This is a genomic window from Undibacterium sp. GrIS 1.8 (assembly GCF_040544445.1).
Lineage (GTDB): Bacteria > Pseudomonadota > Gammaproteobacteria > Burkholderiales > Burkholderiaceae_D > Undibacterium.
The window spans coordinates 1-23586 of the sequence record NZ_JBEONQ010000022.1 but is presented as its reverse complement, the minus strand read 5'-3'; the positions used below and the strand labels follow the sequence as shown (position 1 = coordinate 23586).

Annotated in this window: 19 protein-coding genes; 10 read left to right on the top strand and 9 right to left on the bottom strand. The window is 48.5% G+C overall.

The genetic code is table 11. The annotated features are described in order from the left end of the window. Positions 1-18: 18 nt before the first annotated feature. The 3 genes from AAKU64_RS12030 to AAKU64_RS12020 all read right to left on the bottom strand — a co-directional run bounded on the left by AAKU64_RS12030 (position 19) and on the right by AAKU64_RS12020 (position 3587). Positions 19-900, bottom strand: coding sequence for a substrate-binding periplasmic protein (locus AAKU64_RS12030; protein WP_354328950.1), 882 nt, complete (start codon positions 898-900; stop codon positions 19-21). Positions 901-1146: 246 nt separating this feature from the next. Then, positions 1147-2715 (bottom strand): hypothetical protein, encoded by a 1569-nt coding sequence (locus AAKU64_RS12025; protein WP_354362185.1) that lies wholly within the window; start codon positions 2713-2715, stop codon positions 1147-1149. Further along, positions 2712-3587 (bottom strand): ABC transporter ATP-binding protein, encoded by an 876-nt coding sequence (locus AAKU64_RS12020; protein WP_354328946.1) that lies wholly within the window; start codon positions 3585-3587, stop codon positions 2712-2714. The genes AAKU64_RS12025 and AAKU64_RS12020 overlap by 4 nt, the downstream gene beginning before the upstream one ends. A gap of 430 nt (positions 3588-4017) precedes the next feature. Between AAKU64_RS12020 and AAKU64_RS12015 the strand changes: the two genes are divergently transcribed. From AAKU64_RS12015 to AAKU64_RS11990, 6 genes are all read left to right on the top strand, one after another. Beyond that, complete coding sequence (locus tag AAKU64_RS12015) at positions 4018-4257, top strand: acyl carrier protein (RefSeq protein ID WP_354328945.1); 240 nt, start codon at positions 4018-4020, stop codon at positions 4255-4257. A gap of 104 nt (positions 4258-4361) precedes the next feature. Continuing rightward, entirely contained in the window at positions 4362-5549 is a 1188-nt protein-coding gene (locus AAKU64_RS12010) for an acyl-CoA dehydrogenase family protein (protein ID WP_354328943.1), read from the top strand. 54 nt (positions 5550-5603) lie between these two features. Then, on the top strand, positions 5604-6515 hold the full coding sequence (locus tag AAKU64_RS12005; protein ID WP_322120968.1) for an amino acid--[acyl-carrier-protein] ligase: 912 nt from the start codon (positions 5604-5606) through the stop codon (positions 6513-6515). Continuing rightward, positions 6512-7573: a DUF1839 family protein gene (locus AAKU64_RS12000; protein ID WP_354328941.1), complete on the top strand. Its 1062-nt coding sequence runs from the start codon at positions 6512-6514 to the stop codon at positions 7571-7573. Before AAKU64_RS12005 ends, AAKU64_RS12000 begins: the two co-directional genes overlap by 4 nt. Next, positions 7573-10248: a glycoside hydrolase family 2 protein gene (locus AAKU64_RS11995; RefSeq protein WP_354328939.1), complete on the top strand. Its 2676-nt coding sequence runs from the start codon at positions 7573-7575 to the stop codon at positions 10246-10248. The genes AAKU64_RS12000 and AAKU64_RS11995 overlap by 1 nt, the downstream gene beginning before the upstream one ends. After that, positions 10245-12227, top strand: a complete 1983-nt coding sequence (locus AAKU64_RS11990; protein ID WP_354362184.1) for an alpha/beta fold hydrolase — start codon at positions 10245-10247, stop codon at positions 12225-12227. The genes AAKU64_RS11995 and AAKU64_RS11990 overlap by 4 nt, the downstream gene beginning before the upstream one ends. A gap of 23 nt (positions 12228-12250) precedes the next feature. Here AAKU64_RS11990 and AAKU64_RS11985 read toward each other — a convergent pair whose 3' ends face one another. Beyond that, positions 12251-13591 (bottom strand): lipopolysaccharide biosynthesis protein, encoded by a 1341-nt coding sequence (locus AAKU64_RS11985; RefSeq protein WP_354328935.1) that lies wholly within the window; start codon positions 13589-13591, stop codon positions 12251-12253. 281 nt (positions 13592-13872) lie between these two features. Between AAKU64_RS11985 and queC the strand changes: the two genes are divergently transcribed. From queC to AAKU64_RS11965, 4 genes are all read left to right on the top strand, one after another. Continuing rightward, the gene (gene queC, locus AAKU64_RS11980) at positions 13873-14583 is read left to right on the top strand and encodes a 7-cyano-7-deazaguanine synthase QueC (RefSeq protein ID WP_354328933.1); all 711 of its coding nucleotides are present in this window, start codon (positions 13873-13875) and stop codon (positions 14581-14583) included. A gap of 443 nt (positions 14584-15026) precedes the next feature. After that, positions 15027-15770, top strand: coding sequence for a metallophosphoesterase family protein (locus AAKU64_RS11975; protein ID WP_354328931.1), 744 nt, complete (start codon positions 15027-15029; stop codon positions 15768-15770). Positions 15771-15825: 55 nt separating this feature from the next. Next, positions 15826-17394 (top strand): protein kinase domain-containing protein, encoded by a 1569-nt coding sequence (locus AAKU64_RS11970; protein WP_354362183.1) that lies wholly within the window; start codon positions 15826-15828, stop codon positions 17392-17394. Between the two features lie 151 nt (positions 17395-17545). Then, positions 17546-18094: a DUF4399 domain-containing protein gene (locus AAKU64_RS11965; RefSeq protein ID WP_354328927.1), complete on the top strand. Its 549-nt coding sequence runs from the start codon at positions 17546-17548 to the stop codon at positions 18092-18094. Between the two features lie 93 nt (positions 18095-18187). On the opposite strand, the gene AAKU64_RS11960 is transcribed toward AAKU64_RS11965, so the two are convergent. From AAKU64_RS11960 to AAKU64_RS11940, 5 genes are all read right to left on the bottom strand, one after another. Beyond that, positions 18188-18406, bottom strand: a complete 219-nt coding sequence (locus AAKU64_RS11960; RefSeq protein WP_354328926.1) for a hypothetical protein — start codon at positions 18404-18406, stop codon at positions 18188-18190. A 23-nt stretch (positions 18407-18429) separates the two neighbouring features. Beyond that, positions 18430-18819: a DUF423 domain-containing protein gene (locus AAKU64_RS11955; RefSeq protein WP_354362182.1), complete on the bottom strand. Its 390-nt coding sequence runs from the start codon at positions 18817-18819 to the stop codon at positions 18430-18432. Positions 18820-18972: 153 nt separating this feature from the next. Beyond that, entirely contained in the window at positions 18973-20124 is a 1152-nt protein-coding gene (locus AAKU64_RS11950; protein ID WP_354362181.1) for a tetratricopeptide repeat protein, read from the bottom strand. 180 nt (positions 20125-20304) lie between these two features. Beyond that, positions 20305-21786 carry a peptide MFS transporter gene (locus AAKU64_RS11945; protein WP_354362180.1) on the bottom strand — a complete coding sequence of 494 codons (1482 nt, stop codon included), beginning with the start codon at positions 21784-21786 and terminating at the stop codon, positions 20305-20307. Between the two features lie 487 nt (positions 21787-22273). Further along, positions 22274-23398 carry an ABC transporter substrate-binding protein gene (locus AAKU64_RS11940; RefSeq protein ID WP_354362179.1) on the bottom strand — a complete coding sequence of 375 codons (1125 nt, stop codon included), beginning with the start codon at positions 23396-23398 and terminating at the stop codon, positions 22274-22276. Positions 23399-23586 lie beyond the last annotated feature (188 nt).

The following is a 23586-nucleotide window of genomic DNA, read 5'->3' as shown; positions in this document are numbered from 1 at the left end:
CTCTGCTGACATGCCCGATTATTTAAAAAAAACAGGATGTTGACGCCATTCCTGGTTGGCTTGCTCTATTGCTTGCTCAACAAATTTTTCTTTAATCAGTTTATCTAATTGCTTGTTAAACGCATTCAAATAACTAAGGCAAGGACTTTGTGTGACAAAGCCAGCAAAATTAGGCACATCACTTAAGTAAGGATAAAGAGCGATGATTTTATGATCGTTGGGATAAGACATCAGTAGCGCTCTGCCGGGATAGAAACCCGTAAGTACGTAATCAAAACGGTCTGCTGCCAGCATTTTAAAACTGGTTTCAAGATCATTGGCTTCCTGAATTTTTAGCTTATTTTTTATAAAGCTATCAAACGGTTCACCGAAGCGGTTTCCTCTTGCAACGCCACCACGCAGTGCCACCAGATCGTCCCAGGTCGTAAAATTAATCTGTTTGTCAGTACGGACAAAAGCGGCAACGGGATTGAGCATCACCGGGTTGCTAAAAGTGAGGTAGGTGCGGCGCTCCGGGATGTCTTTAAGTGTAACGACCAGATCGATCGTGCCACTTTGCGCCGCGGCCAAGACCCGGTTAAACGGTCCAAGATAACGAATCTCGTAAGGCACACCAAGATCAGTAAAAATCCGTTTAGCGACTGCAACACTAGCGCCGTGCATGGTGGTGCCGTCATACCAATGCAAGGGTGGATAAGCAGGGTCCGCAGAAATGATGATCTTCTCGCAGACTCCAAGCGCCATACATTCAGCGCTGACGACCATACCAAGAGCGATCACAACAATCACGGCCATCCAATGCGAGAAGCGACGGCGTAAGTGATCGCAGGTCATACCAAGTTGTCTCTCCGCTTCTATTTGCATGTCAACTGAATCCGATCCTTGGGACAGATGTCTCATTATTTTTATAATGGTTTTGTTGTAATGTTTATACCATCATAGGACACTCTCCGGGTAACCGCAACTAGACTGACACCATTATATTGGGATGATTACTCGCATGTTGGTCAGAACATCAGATCGTACTTAAATATTACTCCCCCAGTGTATATTTTAGTTGTCCATACATTCCTTGGACAATCAGCCATTTTTTAAAAATAATAAGGGGAGTATATTAAAATCCCTACAAAAATGGCTGAACGCTGGTCATGCCGCGCGCCAGCGGGTGTAGCCATAAGCAAACACACTCACAATCAAACCAAATAGAGATTGCATAACAACCGATGATATCGTTGCGACCCCGTTAGCACCAACTACGTCCAGAAACGGGACATCTTTAATCTGCGTGGCAAGGTATAAGTCAAATAAAAATAGAGCAATAAAAGTTCTGGAAGTTCTGGTCATCCGCCCCAACAGATTGGCAGTGGCAGCAATCGCAAAAATTCCACTGACTAAGCTCACCGCGCGCAACATATCGTGACCAGCCCAACGCACAATTACCGGAGCAGTTAATAGCAAGCCGAGTAAGCAGCTGGCAACAATTTGCCGCCAGTAGCGCATCGACGCACCGCCCATGACTACGGCTGTCATGCTCTCAGTATCCGACTGGTAATCACGCACACTCAGGTCACTGATTTGCACGCCCCAAAATGCAACTACAATCAGAACAAAGCCACCTAGTAGTGCGCTGCCCACGGTGCAGCCCGCCAATATTGCGAATATAAGTCCAGCGCTCATGATGGGACTAGACGCCAGGCTCAAAGCCAGCTCCGCTACGACCTGACCGGTAAAGCCAGGTAGGCTGGCAGCCAAAGCAAATAGCGGTCGTGTGAGTTTGGTCAGTGGACGTAACAAGCGGTTGGCAAACCCAATCAAAGACCAAGACTGGCGGCGGACAGAAAGCTTGATTTTGTCCGGAGAAAACCGATGGAACAAGGCGATCGCCAGCAGCACAGGCAATGCCGCGATCACTCCACCAGCAATGCGCGTCAGCACTACCGTTGTTGACCAGAACTCCCCTTCTAACACCACAGGAGGCAAGGTCTTATCAAAATCAGAAATACCAATAGAAAAATGCGAGGTATGAAACATCGCCAGAAACCCTAGATTGGATGTCGCCACTCCAGAAAAATCAAATATCATTGCCGGCGTCCATGATGTGACGGAGCCATGATCAGCAATTACAATCGGTACTGTGCTTTGCAGCATCCACACAAAAAAATACGCGACGTCACCGGCCTTGCCAGATAAAGGGGCAAACGCTTCGCAAAATAAAGCCATGCTGCAGGCGAATATGACGGAAGGGAAAAATACGATTACATAGGTTTTCAGATACACCAGCAACTGTATCGGCCCTTCGCCACGCAACAAATGCAAGACCAGAATAGTCGCCAGCAATGCCAATATCAGCACACACAAATAAGCGACCGCACCCAGCCATCGCCCTATTAAAAATACGCTGTTACTAATGGGCATCGTTGCGAGTACGCTGCCGCAGCCGCTACGAAAATCGTCGTTCATACGACCACGTACCAGGTAAAAACCACCCAGACCAAAAAATAAATTCGCCAGTAACGAGCTACCCAGCGCCAGGCATAAACTATTGTAAACCACCCTCGCATCGCCTACGGATATCAATACCGAACCGCTAATCGGATCTGCAATCATCATCCAGGTAATCGCGACCACCGCCAAGATCGCGACGATGCTACTGATACGGCGGGTACGCAAGCGCACTTCACTTTGTATCATCGTCCACAAAACATAGGCGGTCATGCTGCCAGCTCCTGAATCGCATACTGCTGTGCCATCAAGGCTTCTTCCAGACTAGGCTCCGCAACCAGTGCGCCATTACAAGGTGAATGCGGATGCGCAATCCGCAAGTGGATCTGGGATTCATGTCTTTGTACCTGAAGTACCTGAACACGCTTGCTCAGCAACTCATATTCCTGAGTGTTTACGGTGACTGACCAGATGTGGCCGCGCCCATGTTTTACAAAACTATCCGGGGTGTCGTAAGCGATCAATTTACCCTTGCGCATGATCGCCAGATGGCTTGCCATGTTCTCAATATCGGAGACAATATGGGTCGATAAAATCACTAATTTTTTAAAGCCGATTTCTGACAATAGCTGGCGAAACCGTAATCGCTCTTCCGGGTCCAGACCTGCTGTCGGCTCATCGACAATCAAGATATCAGGATCATTCAGCAAAGCTTGTGCAATCCCCAGGCGACGGCGCATACCACCTGAAAACGTCGAGGCATAGCGATCCGCATGCTCATGCAAATTGACCATCTCCAGCAATTGTCTGATCCTGCTACCAGACGGATCGCGGACACCCTTTAAGGCCGCAAAATACTGTAAAAATTCTAGCGCACTCAGGTTAGGATAAACGCCAAAGTCTTGCGGCAAAAAGCCTAAGCGCTGGCGTATCGCATTCGGCTTTTTGGCAATATCAATCCCGTCAAATAAAATTTGACCACTGGTCGGCTTGGTCAATGTCGCTATCATCTGCATCAGCGAAGTCTTGCCAGCGCCGTTATGGCCGATCAGCCCCAGCACGCCGCTACTCAACTGCATAGAAACATCATCAACCGCCGTCACGGTCTTGTTATAGGTTTTTACGACATTGTGGAGTTCTAGCATGGCGTTTACTCGTCTTTTCAATATTAGGATGAAAATCAGAATAAATGGGATGCATCAAATGCTCCAGAGCTATAAGACAAAGTGCGAAGATCGGGGAATAAAACGATAAATTGAGGGCATCAGCAGATTGGTCGATGATGGTCAGAAGAATTGGGCAGCGATTTGCCGGGTCGTTGTACCCTCGTGACAAGCGCTGGCAATTGACGATGTTTAACTATGGAGAACATAGCAATCTGATATGCTCTTAATCAAGTTAGCGATAAATTTACCATTATGATTTGTGAGTAATTTTGAGTCGCTATGTCATCAAGCGACTTTTAATAGAATTAATTTCCATGCAGAAATTAATTCTGGGGGCGCTTCTTGATGTGACCCTGACTCCAGCTACAATCAAAGACGCATCCAGCATTTTAATTTTCAAAAAAAAATCATGAGCATAGAAAAAATTCGTCAAGTTTTAAAAGACCATGCGCGGCTGACTGTTGATATTGCCACGCTAGCAGATGATGCAGATTTGTATGAGGCAGGTATGACATCGCATGCCAGCGTCAATGTCATGCTGGCACTGGAAGATGCATTTGATCTGGAGTTCCCTGACCGCATGCTTAAGCGTAGCGTGTTTGAAAGTATGGCCGCAATGGACGCTGCAATACAGGAACTCACCGCCTGAAGGTTTTAGTATTGAAGTAGATAAGATGTAGGAATTTTTTTAGAAACTCCACCCTCTTATTTACTCACTTATTTAACGTAATACTTTTAGTCCACTACTCACTTATGCCTGCATCCACCTCTGCATCCACACTGATTGCACAAGCTAAGTCCATCGCTAAAGAAATTGCAGCCACTCATGCAGATGCAGTTGATAAGGATAGTCGTTTCCCGCAAGAGGCAATCACTGCGCTAAAAGAGGCGCAATTATTAAGCGCTTATATTCCTGCCTCTCTGGGTGGTGCGGGCGCTAGCCTAAGTACTCTGGTGGAGATTTGTGAAGCGTTAGGCCAGCATTGCTCTGCTACCGCGATGGTATTTGCGATGCACCAGATACAGGTGATTACTCTGGTCCGGCATGCATCTGATCATCCTTGGTATCAGCAGTATTTACGCGACCTGGTGACACACCAATATCTGATTGCCTCAGTCACGTCTGAGGTTGGCGTTGGTGGAGAAATGCGACGCAGTAGCTGTCACGTCCAACAAGATGACAAAAAAAATAGTATGCAATTTAAGTTAGTTAAAAATGCGACTACGATTTCTTACGGCGCTCAGGCAGATGACTTATTGGTGACAGCAAGACGCTCAGAAGACGCCGCGAATAACGATCAGTCCTTAATTTTGGTCCGCAAAGCCGACTACAGCTTAGAACAAAAAGGCGAGTGGGACACCATGGGTATGCGCGGCACTTGCAGCCCACCATTTTTGCTCAGCGCGAGTGGTGGTGCAGAGCAAATTATAGCGACACCGTTTGCGGACATGTCTAGCGTAACGGTAGTACCGGTATCGCACTTATTATGGAGTGGCATCTGGCAAGGTATTGCAGCAGCGGCAGTCAATAAAGCACGGGCGTTTGTGCGAGGTCAGGCAAGAGCTAATCCAGGTACTACGCCACCAACTGCATTGCGTCTTGCCGAGTTAGTCTGCACCTTGCAAACTATGCGCACTTCCGTGCAAGCCTGCCTGATTGAATACGAACAACTCGCTGCCGCACCCGATGCAGCGCAAGGGATTTTATCCTCCATGCCGTATGCGCTAAAAATCAATAATCTCAAAGTAGAAACATCGCAAATCCTGCCACAGATTGTGGGGAAAGCTTTATTAATCTGCGGAATTTTAGGCTACAAAAACGATAGTAAATTCAGTATGAGTCGTCATCTGCGTGATGCTCATTCAGCCGCATTAATGGTTGGCAATGATCGCATCTTAGCGACCAATGCTAATTTATTGCTGATATTAAAAGATGACTAAAATTCGGCCAAAAGAAAAATTAACAATCCCTAAAAAAAACTAAAAGGACAAACGATGTCAATTGATTTTTCTCCCGAGTTATTGACCGATGATCTGGTCGCTGCAGGTCATATTATTCCGGTCGGTGTACAAGGTATTTTTGGCCGTGGCCCGATGTTTGAAGATGTATTGCGCCAATTTGATGACTTAGTAAGCCGCCTGGCGATGCCTGACGGTGCAACTAAAATGTCCTTCCCTCCTTGCCTTGATCGCAAGGTATTGGAACAAAGCGAATTTCTGGATTCTTTCCCGCAACTGGCTGGCACTATTTTTAGTTTTACCGGCAACGAAGCCCAGCATAAAGAACTCAGCGAATGTGTGCATGAAGGTCGCCCGTGGACGCATCTACAAACCATGACGGCGGTGTGTTTGACCCCTGCCGCCTGTTATCCGGTTTACCCCAGCTTTAGCGGTACGCTGCCTGAGAATGGTCGCTTAGTCGACATGCAAAATTGGGTATTTCGTAACGAGCCATCGCCAGAACCAACCCGTATGCAATCCTTCCGTGTGCGGGAATTTGTCCGTGCAGGTAGCCCGGATATGGTCATCGCCTGGCGCAATATATGGCTGCAACGCGGCATTGATATTTTACTGTCGCTCGGCTTACCTGCGCGCTCTGAAGTCGCCTCCGATCCTTTCTTCGGGCGCGGTGGTCGCATGCTGGCAGCCAATCAGCGGGAACAACAATTGAAGTTTGAAGTCGTGATCCCGGTGATCTCGCAAGAGAAGCCTACCGCGGTTTGCTCCTTCAATTACCATCAAGATCATTTCGGAAAATTATTTCATATCCAAACAGCCGATGGCACTACGGCACATACCGCCTGCCTTGGTTTTGGTCTGGAACGGATTGTCATGGCTTTGTTTAAAACTCACGGCATGGATACCGCACACTGGCCACAAACTGTGCGCGACATACTCTGGCCATGAAGCCACCTCTACATCCTTCATCCGTCACGTGTTTTCAAGCGCTTGGCGATATGGATCATCAAACTTATCAGCAGCATAGCTTGCATGGATCTGACCGCGCCTGGGTAGAAACCAATTGCTATATCGATGTATGGATCGAGGTTTTACATAGCTTAAAACTGAATCCCGTCGCCTGTATGTCCATGGTATTTGCGCTGGATTTTGATGGCGATCAATGGACCTTCTACAAACCGCCGCACGAAGATTTATTTGCGCTGTATGGCATTGATGTACAAGAGCTCAATGTCTGGCGCTCTTTGTTAGAAAACGCTTGTACACAATTACAACGCGGTCGTCTGGTACTGACAGAAGCCGATTCTTTTTATTTACCCGACACTTCAGGTACCGATTACCGCAGTAATCACGTTAAGACCACGATTGCGATTCAAGAAATTGATTTAGAACAGCAACGTTTAGGCTATTTCCATAACAGCAGTTATCACCAGTTGAGCGGTGAGGATTTTGTTAAAACCTTCCGGGTTAGCGCACCATATGATGCGACGTTTATGCCACTGTTTGCCGAGTTTGTACGACTCGATCATTTACACCATGCAGACGATCGGACGCTGGCAATAATTTCTATCTCTTTGCTGGCAAAGCATCTGGCGCGCCGCCCAAAACATAATCCCATCAGCCTGTTTATGCCTGTATTTATCGCTGATGTAGAGCGTTTAAAAATCGAGGGTCTGACGGCATATCATGCCTATGCCTTTGCCACTCTGCGGCAATTGGGTGCGGGGTTTAGTATCGGGGCCAGTTATTTGCACTGGTTGCAGCAGTCTTTGGTCATGGCAGATGAAGCAGCAGAACAATTAAACACTGCGGCAACGCATTTTGAAGCCATCTCAAATGCAACTAAAACTTTGCTACTAAAAACCGCCCGCGCCGTCATGGGTAAAAAGCCGGTTGATCTGACGCCTGGCTTGATAGAAATGGCGCAGCACTGGCAATCCGGGATAGATCAACTGACGGTATTTGTGGGCGAGCAATCCAAGGCGAACGGTAAGGTGGACGGCTGATGGCCAAAATCACTCATCCCGGTCAAACCATCCTGGACGCTGAGTGGCAATATGCCGAGGTCGAGGCAGGCCAGTTTGCAGATGCGTCTATATTACCGTCTGAGTTAAATGCGCTGATCTGGAAAGCCGCCCAAGTACCCGGCACAGTGGCATCGGCACAACGTGAGGCAAAAGAATTTGCCTACGGTGCAACCAATTATGATGATTACGATTACTGGTTCCGTTGTGAATGCAGTTTGTCGCAAGCTGCCAGTCTGCGGTTTGATGGGCTGGCAAGTCTGGTCGATGTGTACTGGAATGATGCACTGCTGTTCAGCGCGGACAATATGTTCAGGCAATATCGTGTGGACATGCAGGCACACCAGAGCGGCGGCACAAACGGCGTAATCAGTCTGCGTTTTAAATCAGTCAACGCAACTTTAAAAATCCGACGTCCACGCGCACGCTGGCGCACTAAGCTAGTAGAACAACAGCAATTACGATGGTTGCGCACCAGCTTGCTTGGTCGTATTCCCGGATGGTCGCCGCCGGTTGCGCCAGTCGGACCGTATCGGCCTGTGGTTATCGAAGCTGCGAGCGTAGTCCAGATCATCCATGCCGATATCCGTAGCAGCGTGCGAGATGGCGACGGTATCGTCAATGCGACAATCGAAATTAATACGTCCGTGTCGGTTGATAGCGCTACTTTAGCCATTAGTTTATGCGTAGGCGATCAACGTCTTGCGCTCACACTGGCAAAAAAAGAAAATGAAATGCATCAGCTACTGGCGCAAGGAGAGATGCAGATTGCACAAGCGCAGCTTTGGTGGCCACACACCCACGGCAATCCGGCCTGCACTCCTGCCTTATACTCGGCACATATTGAAGTCACTATTGGGACACAACAATACCTGTTTGACTTAGGCAAACTCGGCTTCAGGACAATTGAGGTGCGACAAAATGATGGCGACTTCCATCTGTATGTGAACGGTGTCTCGGTATTTTGTCGCGGTGCCTGCTGGACACCGGTAGATCTGATCTCACTCGCTGGCGATGCATCTGATCTATTGCCAACGCTGACATTAGCCCGCGATGCTGGTATGAATATGCTGCGGGTCGGCGGCACGATGTTGTATGAAAGCGATGACTTTTACCGGCTGTGTGATGAACTTGGACTACTGGTGTGGCAGGATTTTATGTTCGCCAATATGGATTACCCAGTGGATGATCCTGCTTTTGCTAAGAACATCCGCCAAGAAGCGACACAATTTTTAGGCCGCACACAACTCTCCCCCTGCATCGCGGTGTTATGCGGCAGTTCAGAGATAGAGCAACAGGCAGCAATGCTTGGTGTAGCGCCAAATCTATGGCGTAATCATTTTTTTGCAGACAGTTTGCCGCAGTTGTGTAAGTCCATGCGGCCAGATGCCACCTATATTGCCTCCAGCCCTAGCGGCGGCGTCATGCCATTCCAGCTGGATGCGGGTGTTGCGCATTACTTTGGCGTTGGTGCCTATTTACGGCCGCTGGAGGATGCGCGTCGCGCTGGTCTGCGCTTTACCTCTGAATGTCTGGGCTTCTCAAATATGCCGGATGACAGCACGATAGAGGCGCTGTTAAAAAATGGCGAAGCACCCGGTACACATCCAGTCTGGAAGCAACGGGTACCGCGTGATAGTGGTACAGGCTGGGATTTTGAGGATGTGCGCGATCACTATATGGCGCAATTATTTCAGCTCGATCCGGCGCGCTTACGCTATGCCGACCCGACGCGTTATCTGGCGCTGGCACGTGTGACAACTGGCGAAGTGATGGCACAAACGCTGGCCGAATGGCGGCGTGCAGGATCAAGTTGCCACGGTGCTTTGATCTGGTTTTTACGTGATCTTTGGCTAGGTGCCGGCTGGGGGTTGATTGATGCCATCGGCAAACCCAAAGCCGCTTATTACTACGCAAAAAGAGCAATGGCACCGTTAAGCCTATTAATGACGGATGAGGGTTTAAACGGTCTTGCGCTGCATCTCGTGAATGATAGCGCAGTCGCTTACCAAGGCACACTATCACTCGATTTATACCGGCATGGCGAGACGCGTATCGCGCTAGGACAACTCCAGATTGATCTGGCACCGCATAGCGTGATGCAGGTACGTGCGGATAGTATGCTGGAACATTTTTTTGATACCACCTATGCATATCGCTTTGGACCGCCCGGACATAATGTGGCGGTAGCGCGGTTTCAAACTGCACCGTCGTCAGCGCATTGCGAGGCCTTCTATTTCCCGTTGGGCATCGGTCAGTTAAGTAATCCGGTCGAGCGCGATCTGGGCTTACACGCGCATTTTGTGCAGACGGATGATGACCATGTGATGCTACATGTCTCAACCCGAAAACTTGCGCTGTCGCTGGCAATTGAGGTCGTTGGATATCAGCCAGAAGATAATTTCTTCCACCTGGCACCTGGCACAGAGCGTCATATTCGTCTGACACGTCTGACGCACCTAAGCAAAAATGATATTACCCAGAAAAATCTGGCAAGTGCCGACAAAATCCAAGGGACAGTTACGGCGCTCAATGCCATTAGTCCGTGCAAGATTATGAATGCTAGTCTCGTTACTAGTGCGAATGCGAATGCGAGTACGAGTGCGAACGCCAACGACCGTGATGCTGGAAGCCGTCTGGAAAGCAGCATCACATGACGACATCAGACAAGCAGTTGCTAGCCGATGCGCCATCGTCAGAATCGACGCTCACATCAACACACGCATCGATGCATATGTCGGCATTCAGACCCGCATTCACGTCGGCAGACATCCCGACAACATCGCCAATGAATATAGAGCAGCATGCTGCAAAGGCATTCTGGTTTGGCGATGCAGATACGCCTTTGTTAGCTTGGTATCACCCGCCTAAAACGGCGATGCGCAATTCTGGCGTGGTACTTTGCCCACCCTTTGGGCATGAGTATATGGTCTCGTATCTGTCGTATAAGCACTTGGCGATGCAATTGGCAGAAGCTGGCTTTCCGGTTTGTTTTTTTGATTATGATGGCTGCGGTGATTCTGCCCAGAGTGATACGGCGCGGGTGGCTGCCTGGCAGCACAATATACGTCAGGCGGCAGAACAACTACGCCGCTTGTCCGGAGTGAAGCAGATCAGTTTGTTTGGTATGCGCATGGGTGCTTTACTCGCAGCAGGCCTGGCAACTGAGTTAGCCTCACCTGCGCTGCTAATGCTGGCACCGGTAATATCTGGTCGAGCCTATGTGCGTGAACTAATGGTCTTGCGCGGCATGAGTGGGGTTGGCGCTGCGCATAAAAGTAATGAAGCAAAACCATCAGAACATAGCGTCAGTGATGATCAGCTGACGGGCTATACATTTTGCGCCAGTACGCGTGCAGCTTTAAGCGAATTAAACATCCTCAATCTGGCATCGCCACCGGCTGCCGTTATGATCGCCGCGCGTGATGATATCTCTGGTCAAGAGGCCAAACTGGCGACGACCTGGCGGCGTGATGAATATCAGATGCATCTGATTACCACTCCAGGTTATGCCGCAATGATGACCGAAGATGCGCATGAGTCCAGCGTGCCGCATGCGATCTGGGCAGAAATGTGCCAATGGTTGATACAGCAAATCCCGTTGCAGCAAGTCTCATTACAAGATCAGCAGGACGATACAACATCCACCTCAGCAAACATGCTGACCACGCGCTGTCGTATCCGGCATGGCGAACAAGTATTGCAGGAAGAAATCGTACAGTTTGATGGCATGGTTGGCATCGTTACCCAGCCTAGCCCGACCGCCACCAGCACCGATATCGGAATCAACATAGACAAAGCCAAAAACGACACTGCGCGACCAGCCATTATCCTCACCAATGTCGGTGCCAATCATCGCGTCGGCAATCATCGCTTATATGTAACGATGGCGCGCACACTGGCTGCGCAAGGCTTTACTGTTTTGCGTTATGACAAGCGCGGTATCGGCTACAGCCAACCAACACCGGAAGAGCAGGAAAATGATGTACACGGATTGCAAGGCGTAGAGGATATCGGCTCTGCCATGCAGTTTATGCAGCAAGCTTACAGACAACCCAGCTTTGTGCTGGCAGGCTTATGTTCTGGGGCGTATCTGTCGTATCTGGCAGCGGTACACGACCCGCGTGTGACTGGTCTGGTATTGATGAATCAGCTGACGTTTCACTGGCGCACCGGTAACGTAATACAGACGAAAAAAGCAGCGACCTTTAAATCAACCCAGTTTTATTTTAAAGCTGCCACGCATGGCAATACATGGCGTCGCATGCTCAGAGGCAAAATTGCCTCTCGTAAGATTTTTAGAAATCTTGCTAAAAAATTGATACAAAAACTGCTCGATCATATACGACATCGTTTAGCGCATTTTATGAAAACTCATCACCTGCTGGGACCGGTCGCCAGAAACTTTAAGACCATGCAGGCGCGTGGGGTGGAATTAGTATTTGTGTTTGATGCCAACGACAGCAGCATCGATTTGATGACCAAACATCTGGGTAGCAATGCCCATCTTTTGCAGCACAGAGACAGTCTTAAAATTGAAGTGATTAATGGCGTTGACCATACCTTCACACCAATGTGGTCGCAAACATATCTGGCGACCATGCTGGCGCAGCATCTGGCTAAGCGCTTCCCATAGGGGAAATCTCGATTAAATTAACATCACGCGTTCTTCTGCAAACCCGGCAGAATATATTTCCACACTACGAAGAGTTCAAACACTTCTACCGCGATCAATGCGGTAATCGCGCCCGACGTGCCGAGGTGCGGTATGGTCCATGAGGTGATGCCCAATACCAGTACCAAAGTCACGCTCCCCAGATAAAACAGGGAACGAAAAGCACCGCCGCTGCTCAGCCAGGAGGTGCCGACCCAACGTGCGGCGTTGATCGCAAAGTAGGCACCCCACAGCATCACCAAGGGATCAAGCCCGCTGTATTTGGCACCGATCACATGCGCCTCCAGCCAAGGCAACATCAGCAGCATTACGCCCACATAGGCCAGCACCACTAGCTCAATCCCGGCGATAGAAAACAAGGTTAGCTTGCGTAGGCCAGTCCAGTTTTGCTCCGCCATCAGGCGGCTAGCTTCTGGCCGCGCAATCCGCGACCATGCTGCCACTGCCAGCGGTATGGGCATCAATAAAGTACGTGAGGCATTCAAGTCCGCAATCGCCGCCACGCCTAGCCATGCGCCGGACAAATATACATAGCTGTAGTTAGACAGCCAGCCGACCAGCACGCCTAAAATCGCCCAGCGGCCATGTCCACTAATGGTGTCCTGATGATCGACAATTACCTGCTGCAAATCTTCCTGGACTTGGGTAATTTTTGCGCCGCTCAGTGTGTCACTTGCAGTCTCACTTAAGGTCTGATTTTGATGGTCGCTGTGATTACTAGTACTGGCTTTTAAACGTCCGATGCCGAGTAAAGAACAGACAATTGATGAGCTCGCCAGACAAGCAAAAATCCATTCCAAACCAAGATGATCTGTCAAATACAGCGCTAGCAAACTCAGTGCGACCAAAGTCACATAGACAATATCCTGACGCAGTACGGCAAAAATGTCCGATTGAATAAAACCAACAGTACGACCGTATTCACGCACGCCATTACCAATCACGTACGCGGCAAAAGCAATCGCCAGTAAATAGCCAGGCTGACTGTTGTGCGTGGCTGCTGGGATAAAGGCGACAATCACAAACGCCAGTCCGCCCATCAATAGCGTGCTCCAGATCTGACGTTTCCAGTAGTGACGTAACAAGGCTTTTCTGGTGTTCTCTTGCACTGCACTGGCAACCGTCGTCAAGGGTCCTGCGATCCAGGAATCCACCACCAGGCCGGCCAACAAACCACCAGCGTACAATTGGCCGTATAAACCGTAATCCTCTTTGGTCGCCAGACGTATCAATAGCATGCCAATCGCAAAATTCAGCGCACTGAGCATGCCCTGATCAATCACGGACAAGATAGAAGAAGAGAGAAATTTTTTGGTGAAGCTCATGCAGTCTTTTTAGAAAAAATCAGGGTAGGTGTTGATGTAAATAGACAGCTATTTTGAACAAAAGTATCTCATTCTCTTACAATATTTCATTGACTGCCAGCAATCTCACCTGATCTTGATAAAATGCTGTGCGGGCTTTGGCAGGCTTTACGCCGCAACTCCGTTGATTTTAAAAATAAGGGGAGTATTTAGCCTGATCACTGGATTGTCCATATATTCTATGGACAATTAAGTACCAAACAAGCCTACTCCCATCCAGTATACAAACATAATAAATCTATATGAACTCTTCAAACGACAGCGCACTGGTTCTGTTCAGCGGCGGCCAAGATTCCACCACCTGCCTGGCATGGGCTTTGTCACGCTATCAGCGGGTAGAAACCATCGGCTTTGATTACGGCCAGCGCCACGCGATCGAGTTAGGGCAACGCCCGATTTTGCTAGAAAAGATGCGCAGCTTGTCGGCCGACTGGGACAGCAAGCTGGGCGAAGATCATATGATCGACCTGTCGCTGATCTCGCAGCTATCCCACACCGCAATGACGGAAGATATAGAAATCGTCATGCAAGAGAACGGCCTGCCCAACACCTTTGTCCCAGGTCGCAATCTGATGTTTATGATGGTCGCCGCAACACTGGCGTACCGGCGCGGTGCCAACGTGCTGGTCGGCGGGATGTGCGAGACTGACTTCTCCGGCTACCCCGATTGCCGCGACGACAGTATGAAAGCCTTGCAAGTCGCACTCAACCTTGGCATGGCAACCCGGCTCAAATTAGAAACTCCGCTGATGTGGATCAACAAAGCCCAGACCTGGCAATTAGCAGAACAATTGGGCGGCACCGATCTGGTCAACCTGATCCGCGCTGACACCCACACCTGCTACCTCGGCGAACGCGGACAATTGCATGCATGGGGTCACGGCTGCGGCACTTGCCCGGCCTGCGCGCTACGCGCCAACGGCTATCAAGAATATGCCGCAGCGACGGTATAAAACTAAGGAAATCAATATACTCCCCATAATTTCTTATAAAAATGGCCTGTGAGGCAGTAAATCTATGGACAACTAAATATACTACCCATGAGTAATAGTATTTAGCGACCATATTCAGATTGAATATTGATGTTCATCTCATCGATGCTCACCACATAATGCTCAAAAGAGACGGGACGTCATTCCGGCGTGGTATTGGCCGAGATGACATCCAAAAGCAAGCGAAGTAAAGAAGTCTTGGCGTTATCTCAATCTCGGCAACAAACTGCTTTGTTGGTTTTTTGCGTGCCCCGATGAATGTAAGGCCAGCGTTAGCATAATGAACTAAAATCAGTTTTGCTTACTTATTCAAAAAATAAGCAAACTGATTGTCGATTGTCTTTGCAGCTTCACGAACAATTCATCATCCACCAAAGTCATTACTCCAAACCAAGATCCATATCATGCTGCTCGCCGTTCTCACCGATGTACATGCCAATCGCGAAGCACTGGAAGCTGTCCTGGCTCATGCGCAGCAGCAAAAAGTCCAGCAATATGCGTTTTTGGGCGATCTGATTGGCTATGGCGCTGATCCCGCCTGGGTGATGAGCACGGTGATGGAGTATGCTCAGCGCGGTGCGCATGTACTCATGGGCAACCATGACGTAGGCCTGCTGCAAGACGACAGACAAGGCATGAACCCCACCGCACGACAAGTCGTAGAGTGGACCCGCTCGCAACTGAACGAAACGCAGATCGGCTTTATTCGTGATTTACCTTACCGCATAGAGCTGCCCGACATTTTGCTAGTCCACGCCAACGCCTGGGCGCCCGAACATTGGGAATATGTCGATGGTGTGATGGAGGCCATGCGCAGCATGTACGCGACCAAAGCGCACATCACGTTTTGTGGCCACGTCCATTTACCGCGGCTGTACCACATGACTCTGGCAGGCAAAACCGGCGAATTTTTACCTGCGCCAGAACACAGTATTCCACTCAACAAACAACGCCGCTGGCTGGTGATACCCGGTGCAGTCGGGCAACCGCGAGACGGCAATCCGGCTGCGTGTTACGCCACTTTTGATACAGAAACACTAGAGCTGACCTACTACCGCATCCCGTACGATCACGACGCGACAGCGCTCAAAGTCATCGCCGCCGGTTTGCCTGCAGTTCTGGCACAGCGACTGGTGAGCGGCAACTAAATTCAGCAAAGATCACAAGTCCAGCCAATCAAGCCAAACAGAAACGGGTAAAAAATTGCCAGCTCCGCCAGCACCTTCAACACCGTCACCACCGAAGAGCGACAACGGTCCAGTTGAACACGCCAAGCTGGCTTCAAGTTCGCCCTCACATCACCGCGTTCTGCACACGGGCATGCAAGTCAATGGCTACCTACTGGAAGAAAAATTACACACCGGCGGCATGGCAGCCTTATGGCGTATCAGCGATCTGCAACAACGCCACCCGCCGGAACCAAGCGGACCAGGCGATATTGACGAGCAAGATAAAACCCAGCCTGCACTGATCATGAAAGTACCGCTGCTTTTTTCCAGCGAAGACCCCACTGCCATCGTCGCGTTTGAGGTCGAACAAATGATCATGCCCAAACTCAAGGGTAAGCATGTACCGCGATATTTCGGCTCCGGTGATTTTGATGCCCAACCGTATATCGTCATGGAACACATTGCTGGCGAATCACTGCGCAGCCGCTTTGATCAGGCCCCGCTGCCCGTGGCCGAGGTGGTCGATATCGGCATCAAGATCGCGCATGCGCTGCAAGATTTACATCGTCAGGGCGTGATCCATCTCGATATCAAACCCAGCAATATTATGTTCCGCGCAGCTGGGTCCGCCGTGCTGATTGATTTTGGTCTATCACGACATGACAAACTGCCCGACCTGCTAGATGAAGAATTTCGACTGCCACTCGGCACCGGTCCCTACATCTCGCCAGAGCAAGTGCTGGGTGTGCGTAACGAACCCCGCAGCGATTTATTCGCCTTAGGTGTTTTGCTGTATCACCTAGCGACTGGTCAACGTCCGTATGGATATCCGACCACAGTCAATGGTTTGAAAAAACGTTTATACCGCGACCCGATTCCACCACGCAGCCACAATCCCAACATCCCCGACTGGCTACAAGAAATTATTTTGCGCTGCCTGGAAGTCAATCCGGCTGCCCGGTTTGACACCGCCGCCCAGCTCGCTTTATCACTGCAATATCCAGAACAATTAACGCTCACCGACAGAGCAGAAAAAACCGAGCAAGACGGCTATTTATCGGTACTCAAACGACGCTTCCAGGCCGCAGGATCAGAACCCGCGCTACCGCATAGCGTGACCGAGCAATTATCGCAAGCGCCCATCATTATGGTGGCACTCGACTTGAGCAATCCAAGCAATCCCGGCAATCCAACCAATGCCTCAACACAACTAGCCGACAGTCTGCGCAATATCACCGAACGCTCACTGCAAACCAAACAAGGTGCACGACTCGCCTGCGTGACGGTGCGCAAAACCAACCGCATCGGCATGGACGACAGCCTGATCCAGCAAGGCCAAAACATCCATGTCAAACAATTAGTCGACCTCAAACACTGGGCAAGGCCACTCAACATCACCCCAGACAAAATCACCTTCCACGTACTGGAAGCACACGATCCAGCCAGTGCCATCCTCGACTACGCCAACAACAACGACGTCGATCACATCATCATAGGATCAAGAGGAAGTTCCGCCATCAAACGCTATCTCGGCAGCGTGTCCACACAAGTAGTCGCCGAATCGCATTGCACGGTAACTGTGGTGAAGGTGAATGAGAAATAGAGCAACCGAATGGTTGACTAAAGCCTCGCCGGAACAATTTGAGACCCTAATCGGTGCCGTGTGGCGGATAAAACGCAGCTCGGCTTAATCAGATAAACTGATGTTGATGCAAAGTAATTTGCGTGTTCAGTGCAATATTTCAGGAGGTCTGATGACTAAGCAATTTTCCAAATCAAAACTACAATTTCTTTTCTTTATCTCATTATTAACAGCTGGATCACAAACAGTAGTTTTGGCGGCGACCAACAAAACTGGAGCCACAAATCAGTCTCCAGTCGATACCGAGGCGGCAATTAGCACAATCAACGCATCTGACAGAACTCGCCCGTTTCCGATAGGAGATAAACAAGCGTACTTTACGAATATTAAAGACGGCGATAAAGTCAAATCACCGTTTCGCGTAGCCTTCTCGGTGTACGGCATGGGAGTCGCACCTGTAATTGCAGGCAAGGTTGAGGGAACAGGACATCATCATATTTTGATCGACCTACCTTTCCCAGCCGATATTAAAGCACCCATACCGTTTGATAAACCTGACGAAATAGAACATCAACATTACAAACATTTTGGCAAAGGCGAGACTGAAACAGTATTGAATTTACCCCCAGGAAAACATACTCTCCAGTTACTTTTCGCCGATCATCAACACGTTCCTTATTACATCAAAAGTAAAGTTATTAATATTGAGGTAGTCAAGTAATCGCACTCAGACTTGTTGTACAGAACGGTATTGCAATCGCTGCCTAAGAGCCATGAACTATGTTTACAAAATAAGGCAGACTATCAATCAAGGTCACTTCTCAACCTGACTAGCGCTTACCTCATCAATCACCTGACGTTGTGCGTCGGCTGTTTTTTGTAAGGTCTGCTCTACCTGTTTAGCTTTCTGTAATTGCTCGCGCTGTGGCTCGGCAATCTTGAATAGTGGTGGTTCTGAGGAGATCGCTGGCTCTGGTTTTTTGCTGCATGCACTAACTAAAGTAAGTACTGATAAAACGATGATGGTGCGCATGATGTGCTTTCTTTTATGTGTAATCAAACTGATTTGGTATCGCGATACGCCGCCCATGCGAGCATTGCCCAGGCGAGTAAAAATGCTAGTCCGCCAAGTGGCGTGATCGCACCGAACCAGCGTATGCCACTGGCTGCCAGTAAATATAAACTTCCACTAAAAATCACAATACCGATCAGCATCGCAGTGGCAGAGCGCGCTAGCCAGATGGACTGCAAACGCGGCATCAGCAAGGCGATGCCAAATAAGCCAAGCGCATGGCTGGTCTGGTAAGTTACTGCGGTTTGCCAGACTGCCAGCATGTCGGTACTGAGTATTGTTTTTAGCCCGTGCGCGCTAAATGCGCCTGCGGCGACGGCGATGAACATATTGACCGCGGCGATCATGATAAGAGTGGACTGATTTAACTTCATTTGACCTTCATTCTGTTTTATTGCGACGGTAAAAATGGTGCTGTCGTTAGCTTTATCCTTAGCTTGACGATTTACTTTATCGCCGGATTTATCGCTGTTTTATCACTCGTGCCAACACCAGTATTGTTGGCAATATTCAATAAAAAATTAATGTCAAAAACGCTGATTAACAGCGTTGATATGATCTAACTTGGCTGAGTACAAAGCATAATCACTACGCGTAGTACTGTTTTCTTTAGCGATGGCTAGTTGTTCGGTTGCGAGTTTATTTTCGCCTAGTTTTAGGTAAGCTATCGCAAGCCAGAAATGGGACTCATGATAGTCCGGTGCATGTTTAATTTCTTCAATAAAAAAATCTCTGGCAGCTCTAAAATCGCCTTTTTTGATTGCGCTAATGCCGCGCTCAAAATAATAAAAAGGCGGATAATTTTGTAGTTTTTCTAGCGTCTGGCTCAGCATATTTGCTTGCGCATCCTTACCCACCAGTTTCCATACTTGTATTAAGTTGGACATGACGACCAGGTTCTGCGGATCTAGCTGAATCGCGTGGGTTAATACCTGCTCTGCTTCGGTTAAATGTTTTGTCTGTCGATAAATGACAGCCAAAGTATTATAGCCAGGTAAAAATTTTGGGTCTTGTATTACAGCCTCGCGCGCCCACCAATAGGCATCATCCAGCTTGCCTAGAGTAAGCGCTTCAGCGGCGCGATTATTCATGTACATAGCGACGATGGCGTTTTCATCAATCGATACTACACGCTGGCCTAAAATTTCTTCTGGCGGCAAAAAATCTATGGTCATCAAGCGGTTGGAGTCATAACTATGATCGATGTCAAATCGCCTTTTCCCAAGCACTAAATTGACATGTCCGCTAGAAAAGTACAGACCGCCATTACGACTCCAGATCTCTTCGGTATCGACCCGCTGATACTGAATTTCTAGGTTTAATTCTTTGGCGAAAGCAGCGGTCATGATGACGAGGGACAAGCAGTTGCCAGACCGGGCAGAAAAAGCTTCTGACGCATTACGCGTCATCACGGCATCATATTCAAGCCTGAGGCCATCTTTTTTATACAAGGCATCAAATAAGGTTTGCTTATATCCCTTGCCATGAAGTTGTCCAACGATGGCCGTACTAAGATAATCTCTCATTGGCTGATTAACGGCAAACACGTCCTGAGCGTTAACATGCGTGGAAGGCGGTGCAAATAGCGCATCGTTGAAAAGAGACGGTGGTGGTGGCTTGGCCGGAGTTGCACAAGCCGCCAGCAAAACGATGGGTAATAACATCAGCCATTTGCGCATTTTGATCTCCTTTGGCATCACAACCAAGCAGACGCAAGCTAACAGAGAAGCGACGATCATTCACCATCATTTGCGTGACGAAGGCAATTTTTTGCCTTCGTCACTATCAGTATCCTCGGCAGTTTATCGACTGTCAAACGCAATTATTGCTGCGGTTTCTGATCACAAATCCAACAGCAATTAAATTGGTGATGGCTCAACTGCTTGAACGCCGTTGGTAATTAATTTACGCAATACCGGTATCAACAAAACCAGCACCACACCGACTCCAACCGCACCCCAACCAAGATTAGAAAAAATTTGATAGTAAGTTGGATTGGTGGAGGCTGCCATGCCGCTTGCCGCTTCGGGGATCAGTCCAGAGAAATAACTGGAGAAAATGGATGCCGTGCCAGTGACCAGCATCCAGGTGCCCATCATTACACCTTGATATTGCGTTGGTGCCAGACGACCGATCATGGCATAACCAATCGGTGAGATCAGCAGTTCGCCCGCGCTTTGCAGCAAGTAACTGATGAAGATCCATTTGAAAGCGACCAGGCCATTGGCAGCTGCCAATGTGATGCCTAAGGGTAGAACTAAAAATCCTAATCCGATCAACACTAAGGCCGCTGCAAACTGCCTAGGAATGTCGATATTCCAACCCTTTTTACGCAACGAACTAAACAGCATTGCCATCAAAGGCCCACCAACCATGATGGTAAAACTATTGATATTTTGTATCCACTGCGGCGCAACTTCAAAGCCCCAGACCATGCGATCTACATTATTGTCTGCAAATAATTGCAGGCCCGTCGGTGCCATTTGGTACAAGGTCCAAAAGACTAAAGAACCGACAGCGAGGATTAAATACGCGCACATATTTCTGCGTTCTCTCGGGTCTTTATGAATAATAGTGAGGCAAATTAAAACTAAGGCAATCACGGCGCTAATGGCCAGTACAACGTAGCCACTGACCTCGGCATGATGCAACATAAAATAGATCAGCGGTACCAGACCGAATAAGACCAGTAAACCAACGGATAAACGCCATTTAAATTCATTTGGTCCTGCTTGTAGCAGAGGCGTATTCAAGTCCGATAGCTTCTTCCAGTTAAATGCAGCAAGCACGATCGCCATAAAGTTACCAAAGGTGGCGAAGATAAACAAACTGGCGTAATCCTGTTGTAATTGATAAGCACCTGCCGCTGCAAAGCCGATAGTAAAACCCAAATTCATCCCGGCGTAATTCCAGAGGAACGCGCTTTCGCGACGGTCGTCTTCTGGCTTAAATCGCTGCGTGAGCATGAGATTTAAACAAGTGACGTTTAAGCCACTGCCAGTCAGGAAGAAAGCTAAACCCCAGTACAGTTGCTGTACTGTGCCGCCAGAAATCAAGCCGCAACCAATCACCTGCAACACCATGCCGCCAACAAACAAATTGCGATTGCTGATAAAACGACCACCCAGATAACCGCCGAATAAATGCAAGCCGTAATTGAATGCGCCAAACACACCCATAATCGCGGTGGCGTCCTTAACACTAAAGTTCAGTTTTTTAGTCGCGTATAACACCAAGGTGGAATACAACACGGCAAAACCCAAGGTGGCAAATATCTGAATGAAAAACAACGCTTCGGCCCCTTCTGGAATAGCGGCTATTTTTTGTTTTTGTGTTAACAAGGTGGTCTCCTATCGGGTTACTTATTTGTTGTAGCTAAGCAGACTCGTGGCCTGCTTAGTCGTTAATCGCTCACTCTTTTTTATTGCCAATACAGCAAAAAATATTGTGGTGAACGTGCTTTATCAAATAGAGAATTGACCACATTGATAATGCGGAACAAAACTGGCTGGGAGGCATTGTAAATCCAATTGCAGCAAAGTTGGAAAATGGCAAGAAAGCTTGAATCCTGCACTGATCAGTGAGGGGTGGAAAAAGTGGCCTGGATGGTTGCTGATTTAAAACTAATTTTAAAGCTGGTTTTATAGCTAATTTTATAGATGACTAAGCATAAACCAAGTCTGAGCTCGCTTCAAAAGCGCTGATGAAGGATGGGATAAAGCAAAGCAGAAGTACTGGAGCACGCGTCATTCTAGCGAGGGCGGGAATCCAGTGGCATGAGCCTGTGAAGTCACTATGAATTCATTAGGTAACGATCTATATGAGCTCTCAAAATAACAGGCCACCACCTTTACGGAACAAGGCGATATCTACATAGCCAGACATATGACGACTAGGGTCGTCCGGCGTGACGCTGATGCCACCCAGGTCGAGTGTATGTTTTTGTGTGATTAATGCTTGCAAACCATCTCGACCAGATTTAGACATAGTGATCGCTTTTGCCAAAGTCTTTGCGACAATAAATCCCTCTAGCGTCAACGAAGATAAATCCTCATCCCGAAACTTTTTCATCATCGCGCTATGGTCAATCTGGACGATGGTTTTTTTACCCAGAGGATTGGGGACGACTTGCGAAAATACTGTCCACTCCAAGGCACTGCGCCCGGCGACTTCGGCCAAGGTTTCTAAATTAATTAAAGACATTCCTGCGACAAATATCTTATCTGCGCGCTTACGGAACTGTTTCAAAAACAGGCCTGCCCCAACGGTATCCGACACAACGATCACGATGCCCGGATTTTTGGTAGCCAGCGCGCTAGCTTCTTTTTCGTTTTCCACAGGTGAATTAGAAATGCGTGCGACGCCGCTTAAGCTCATTTTGCGCTTACTGACTTCGGCTACTACGTATTGGTACATTTCCTGATTGAACTCAGACTCCTGATACGCGATACCAACGCTTTTGATACCTAACTTATCAAAATAAGAAAAGATATATTGCATCTCTTGTTCTGGACTAGGACGCCAGAAGACGACGCGGGAATTGTAGTCTTTGACGGAGCTAACCAGCGGCGCAAATAGCGTCAGTGTGCTTTGTTTAAACGCTGGCGAAGCAACGACTGCATTGGTGACCGACAGACCAATTCCACCCAATAAATAGTCTACTTTGTCTTTAATGATCAGCTCAGCAACTGCTTTAGTGGACATAGCAGCGTCACCCTGATCGTCACGCACCAGATATTTAATCCGGCGTCCATTGAGACCGCCGGCAATATTCAGACTATCAAAATAGGTGGTAATACCCGCCACATAATCACGACCGATACTACCGCTGGGGCCAGACAAATCAATCGCTTGCCCAATCACAATCGCATTGTCTTGTGCAAAGGCAGAATTCAACAGAAATGCGAGGGAAACCAAAACGACGGTCAGTACAGACTTAAAGAGGGAAATCATTGGTGAGTGCCATGTCTTATTGCGATGTGGCAAGTTTGACAGTGGATTATGACGATGGAATGACTCAGACCAGAACTTGCTACATATCCAAGCGGGGCGGATTCAAGTACGAAGAGCAACATTGAATAAAAAGTCAAAGGGTCAGATGCGATAGCATTCTGCCTTTTGACCAGCCAGTCGAAAGTTGC

Excerpts from the sequence above, each read along its gene's own strand:
- AAKU64_RS12010 (WP_354328943.1), top strand. The coding sequence starts at position 4,362 with ATGCCTGCATCCACCTCTGCATCCACACTGATTGCACAAGCTAAGTCC.
- AAKU64_RS12005 (WP_322120968.1), top strand. The coding sequence starts at position 5,604 with ATGTCAATTGATTTTTCTCCCGAGTTATTGACCGATGATCTGGTCGCT.
- AAKU64_RS11940 (WP_354362179.1), bottom strand. The coding sequence starts at position 23,398 with ATGATTTCCCTCTTTAAGTCTGTACTGACCGTCGTTTTGGTTTCCCTC.
- AAKU64_RS12015 (WP_354328945.1), top strand. The coding sequence starts at position 4,018 with ATGAGCATAGAAAAAATTCGTCAAGTTTTAAAAGACCATGCGCGGCTG.
- AAKU64_RS11965 (WP_354328927.1), top strand. The coding sequence starts at position 17,546 with ATGACTAAGCAATTTTCCAAATCAAAACTACAATTTCTTTTCTTTATC.
- AAKU64_RS11955 (WP_354362182.1), bottom strand. The coding sequence starts at position 18,819 with ATGAAGTTAAATCAGTCCACTCTTATCATGATCGCCGCGGTCAATATG.
- AAKU64_RS12000 (WP_354328941.1), top strand. The coding sequence starts at position 6,512 with ATGAAGCCACCTCTACATCCTTCATCCGTCACGTGTTTTCAAGCGCTT.
- AAKU64_RS12025 (WP_354362185.1), bottom strand. The coding sequence starts at position 2,715 with ATGACCGCCTATGTTTTGTGGACGATGATACAAAGTGAAGTGCGCTTG.
- AAKU64_RS11960 (WP_354328926.1), bottom strand. The coding sequence starts at position 18,406 with ATGCGCACCATCATCGTTTTATCAGTACTTACTTTAGTTAGTGCATGC.
- AAKU64_RS11975 (WP_354328931.1), top strand. The coding sequence starts at position 15,027 with ATGCTGCTCGCCGTTCTCACCGATGTACATGCCAATCGCGAAGCACTG.
- AAKU64_RS12030 (WP_354328950.1), bottom strand. The coding sequence starts at position 900 with ATGAGACATCTGTCCCAAGGATCGGATTCAGTTGACATGCAAATAGAA.
- AAKU64_RS11985 (WP_354328935.1), bottom strand. The coding sequence starts at position 13,591 with ATGAGCTTCACCAAAAAATTTCTCTCTTCTTCTATCTTGTCCGTGATT.
- queC (WP_354328933.1), top strand. The coding sequence starts at position 13,873 with ATGAACTCTTCAAACGACAGCGCACTGGTTCTGTTCAGCGGCGGCCAA.
- AAKU64_RS12020 (WP_354328946.1), bottom strand. The coding sequence starts at position 3,587 with ATGCTAGAACTCCACAATGTCGTAAAAACCTATAACAAGACCGTGACG.
- AAKU64_RS11995 (WP_354328939.1), top strand. The coding sequence starts at position 7,573 with ATGGCCAAAATCACTCATCCCGGTCAAACCATCCTGGACGCTGAGTGG.
- AAKU64_RS11950 (WP_354362181.1), bottom strand. The coding sequence starts at position 20,124 with ATGCGCAAATGGCTGATGTTATTACCCATCGTTTTGCTGGCGGCTTGT.
- AAKU64_RS11990 (WP_354362184.1), top strand. The coding sequence starts at position 10,245 with ATGACGACATCAGACAAGCAGTTGCTAGCCGATGCGCCATCGTCAGAA.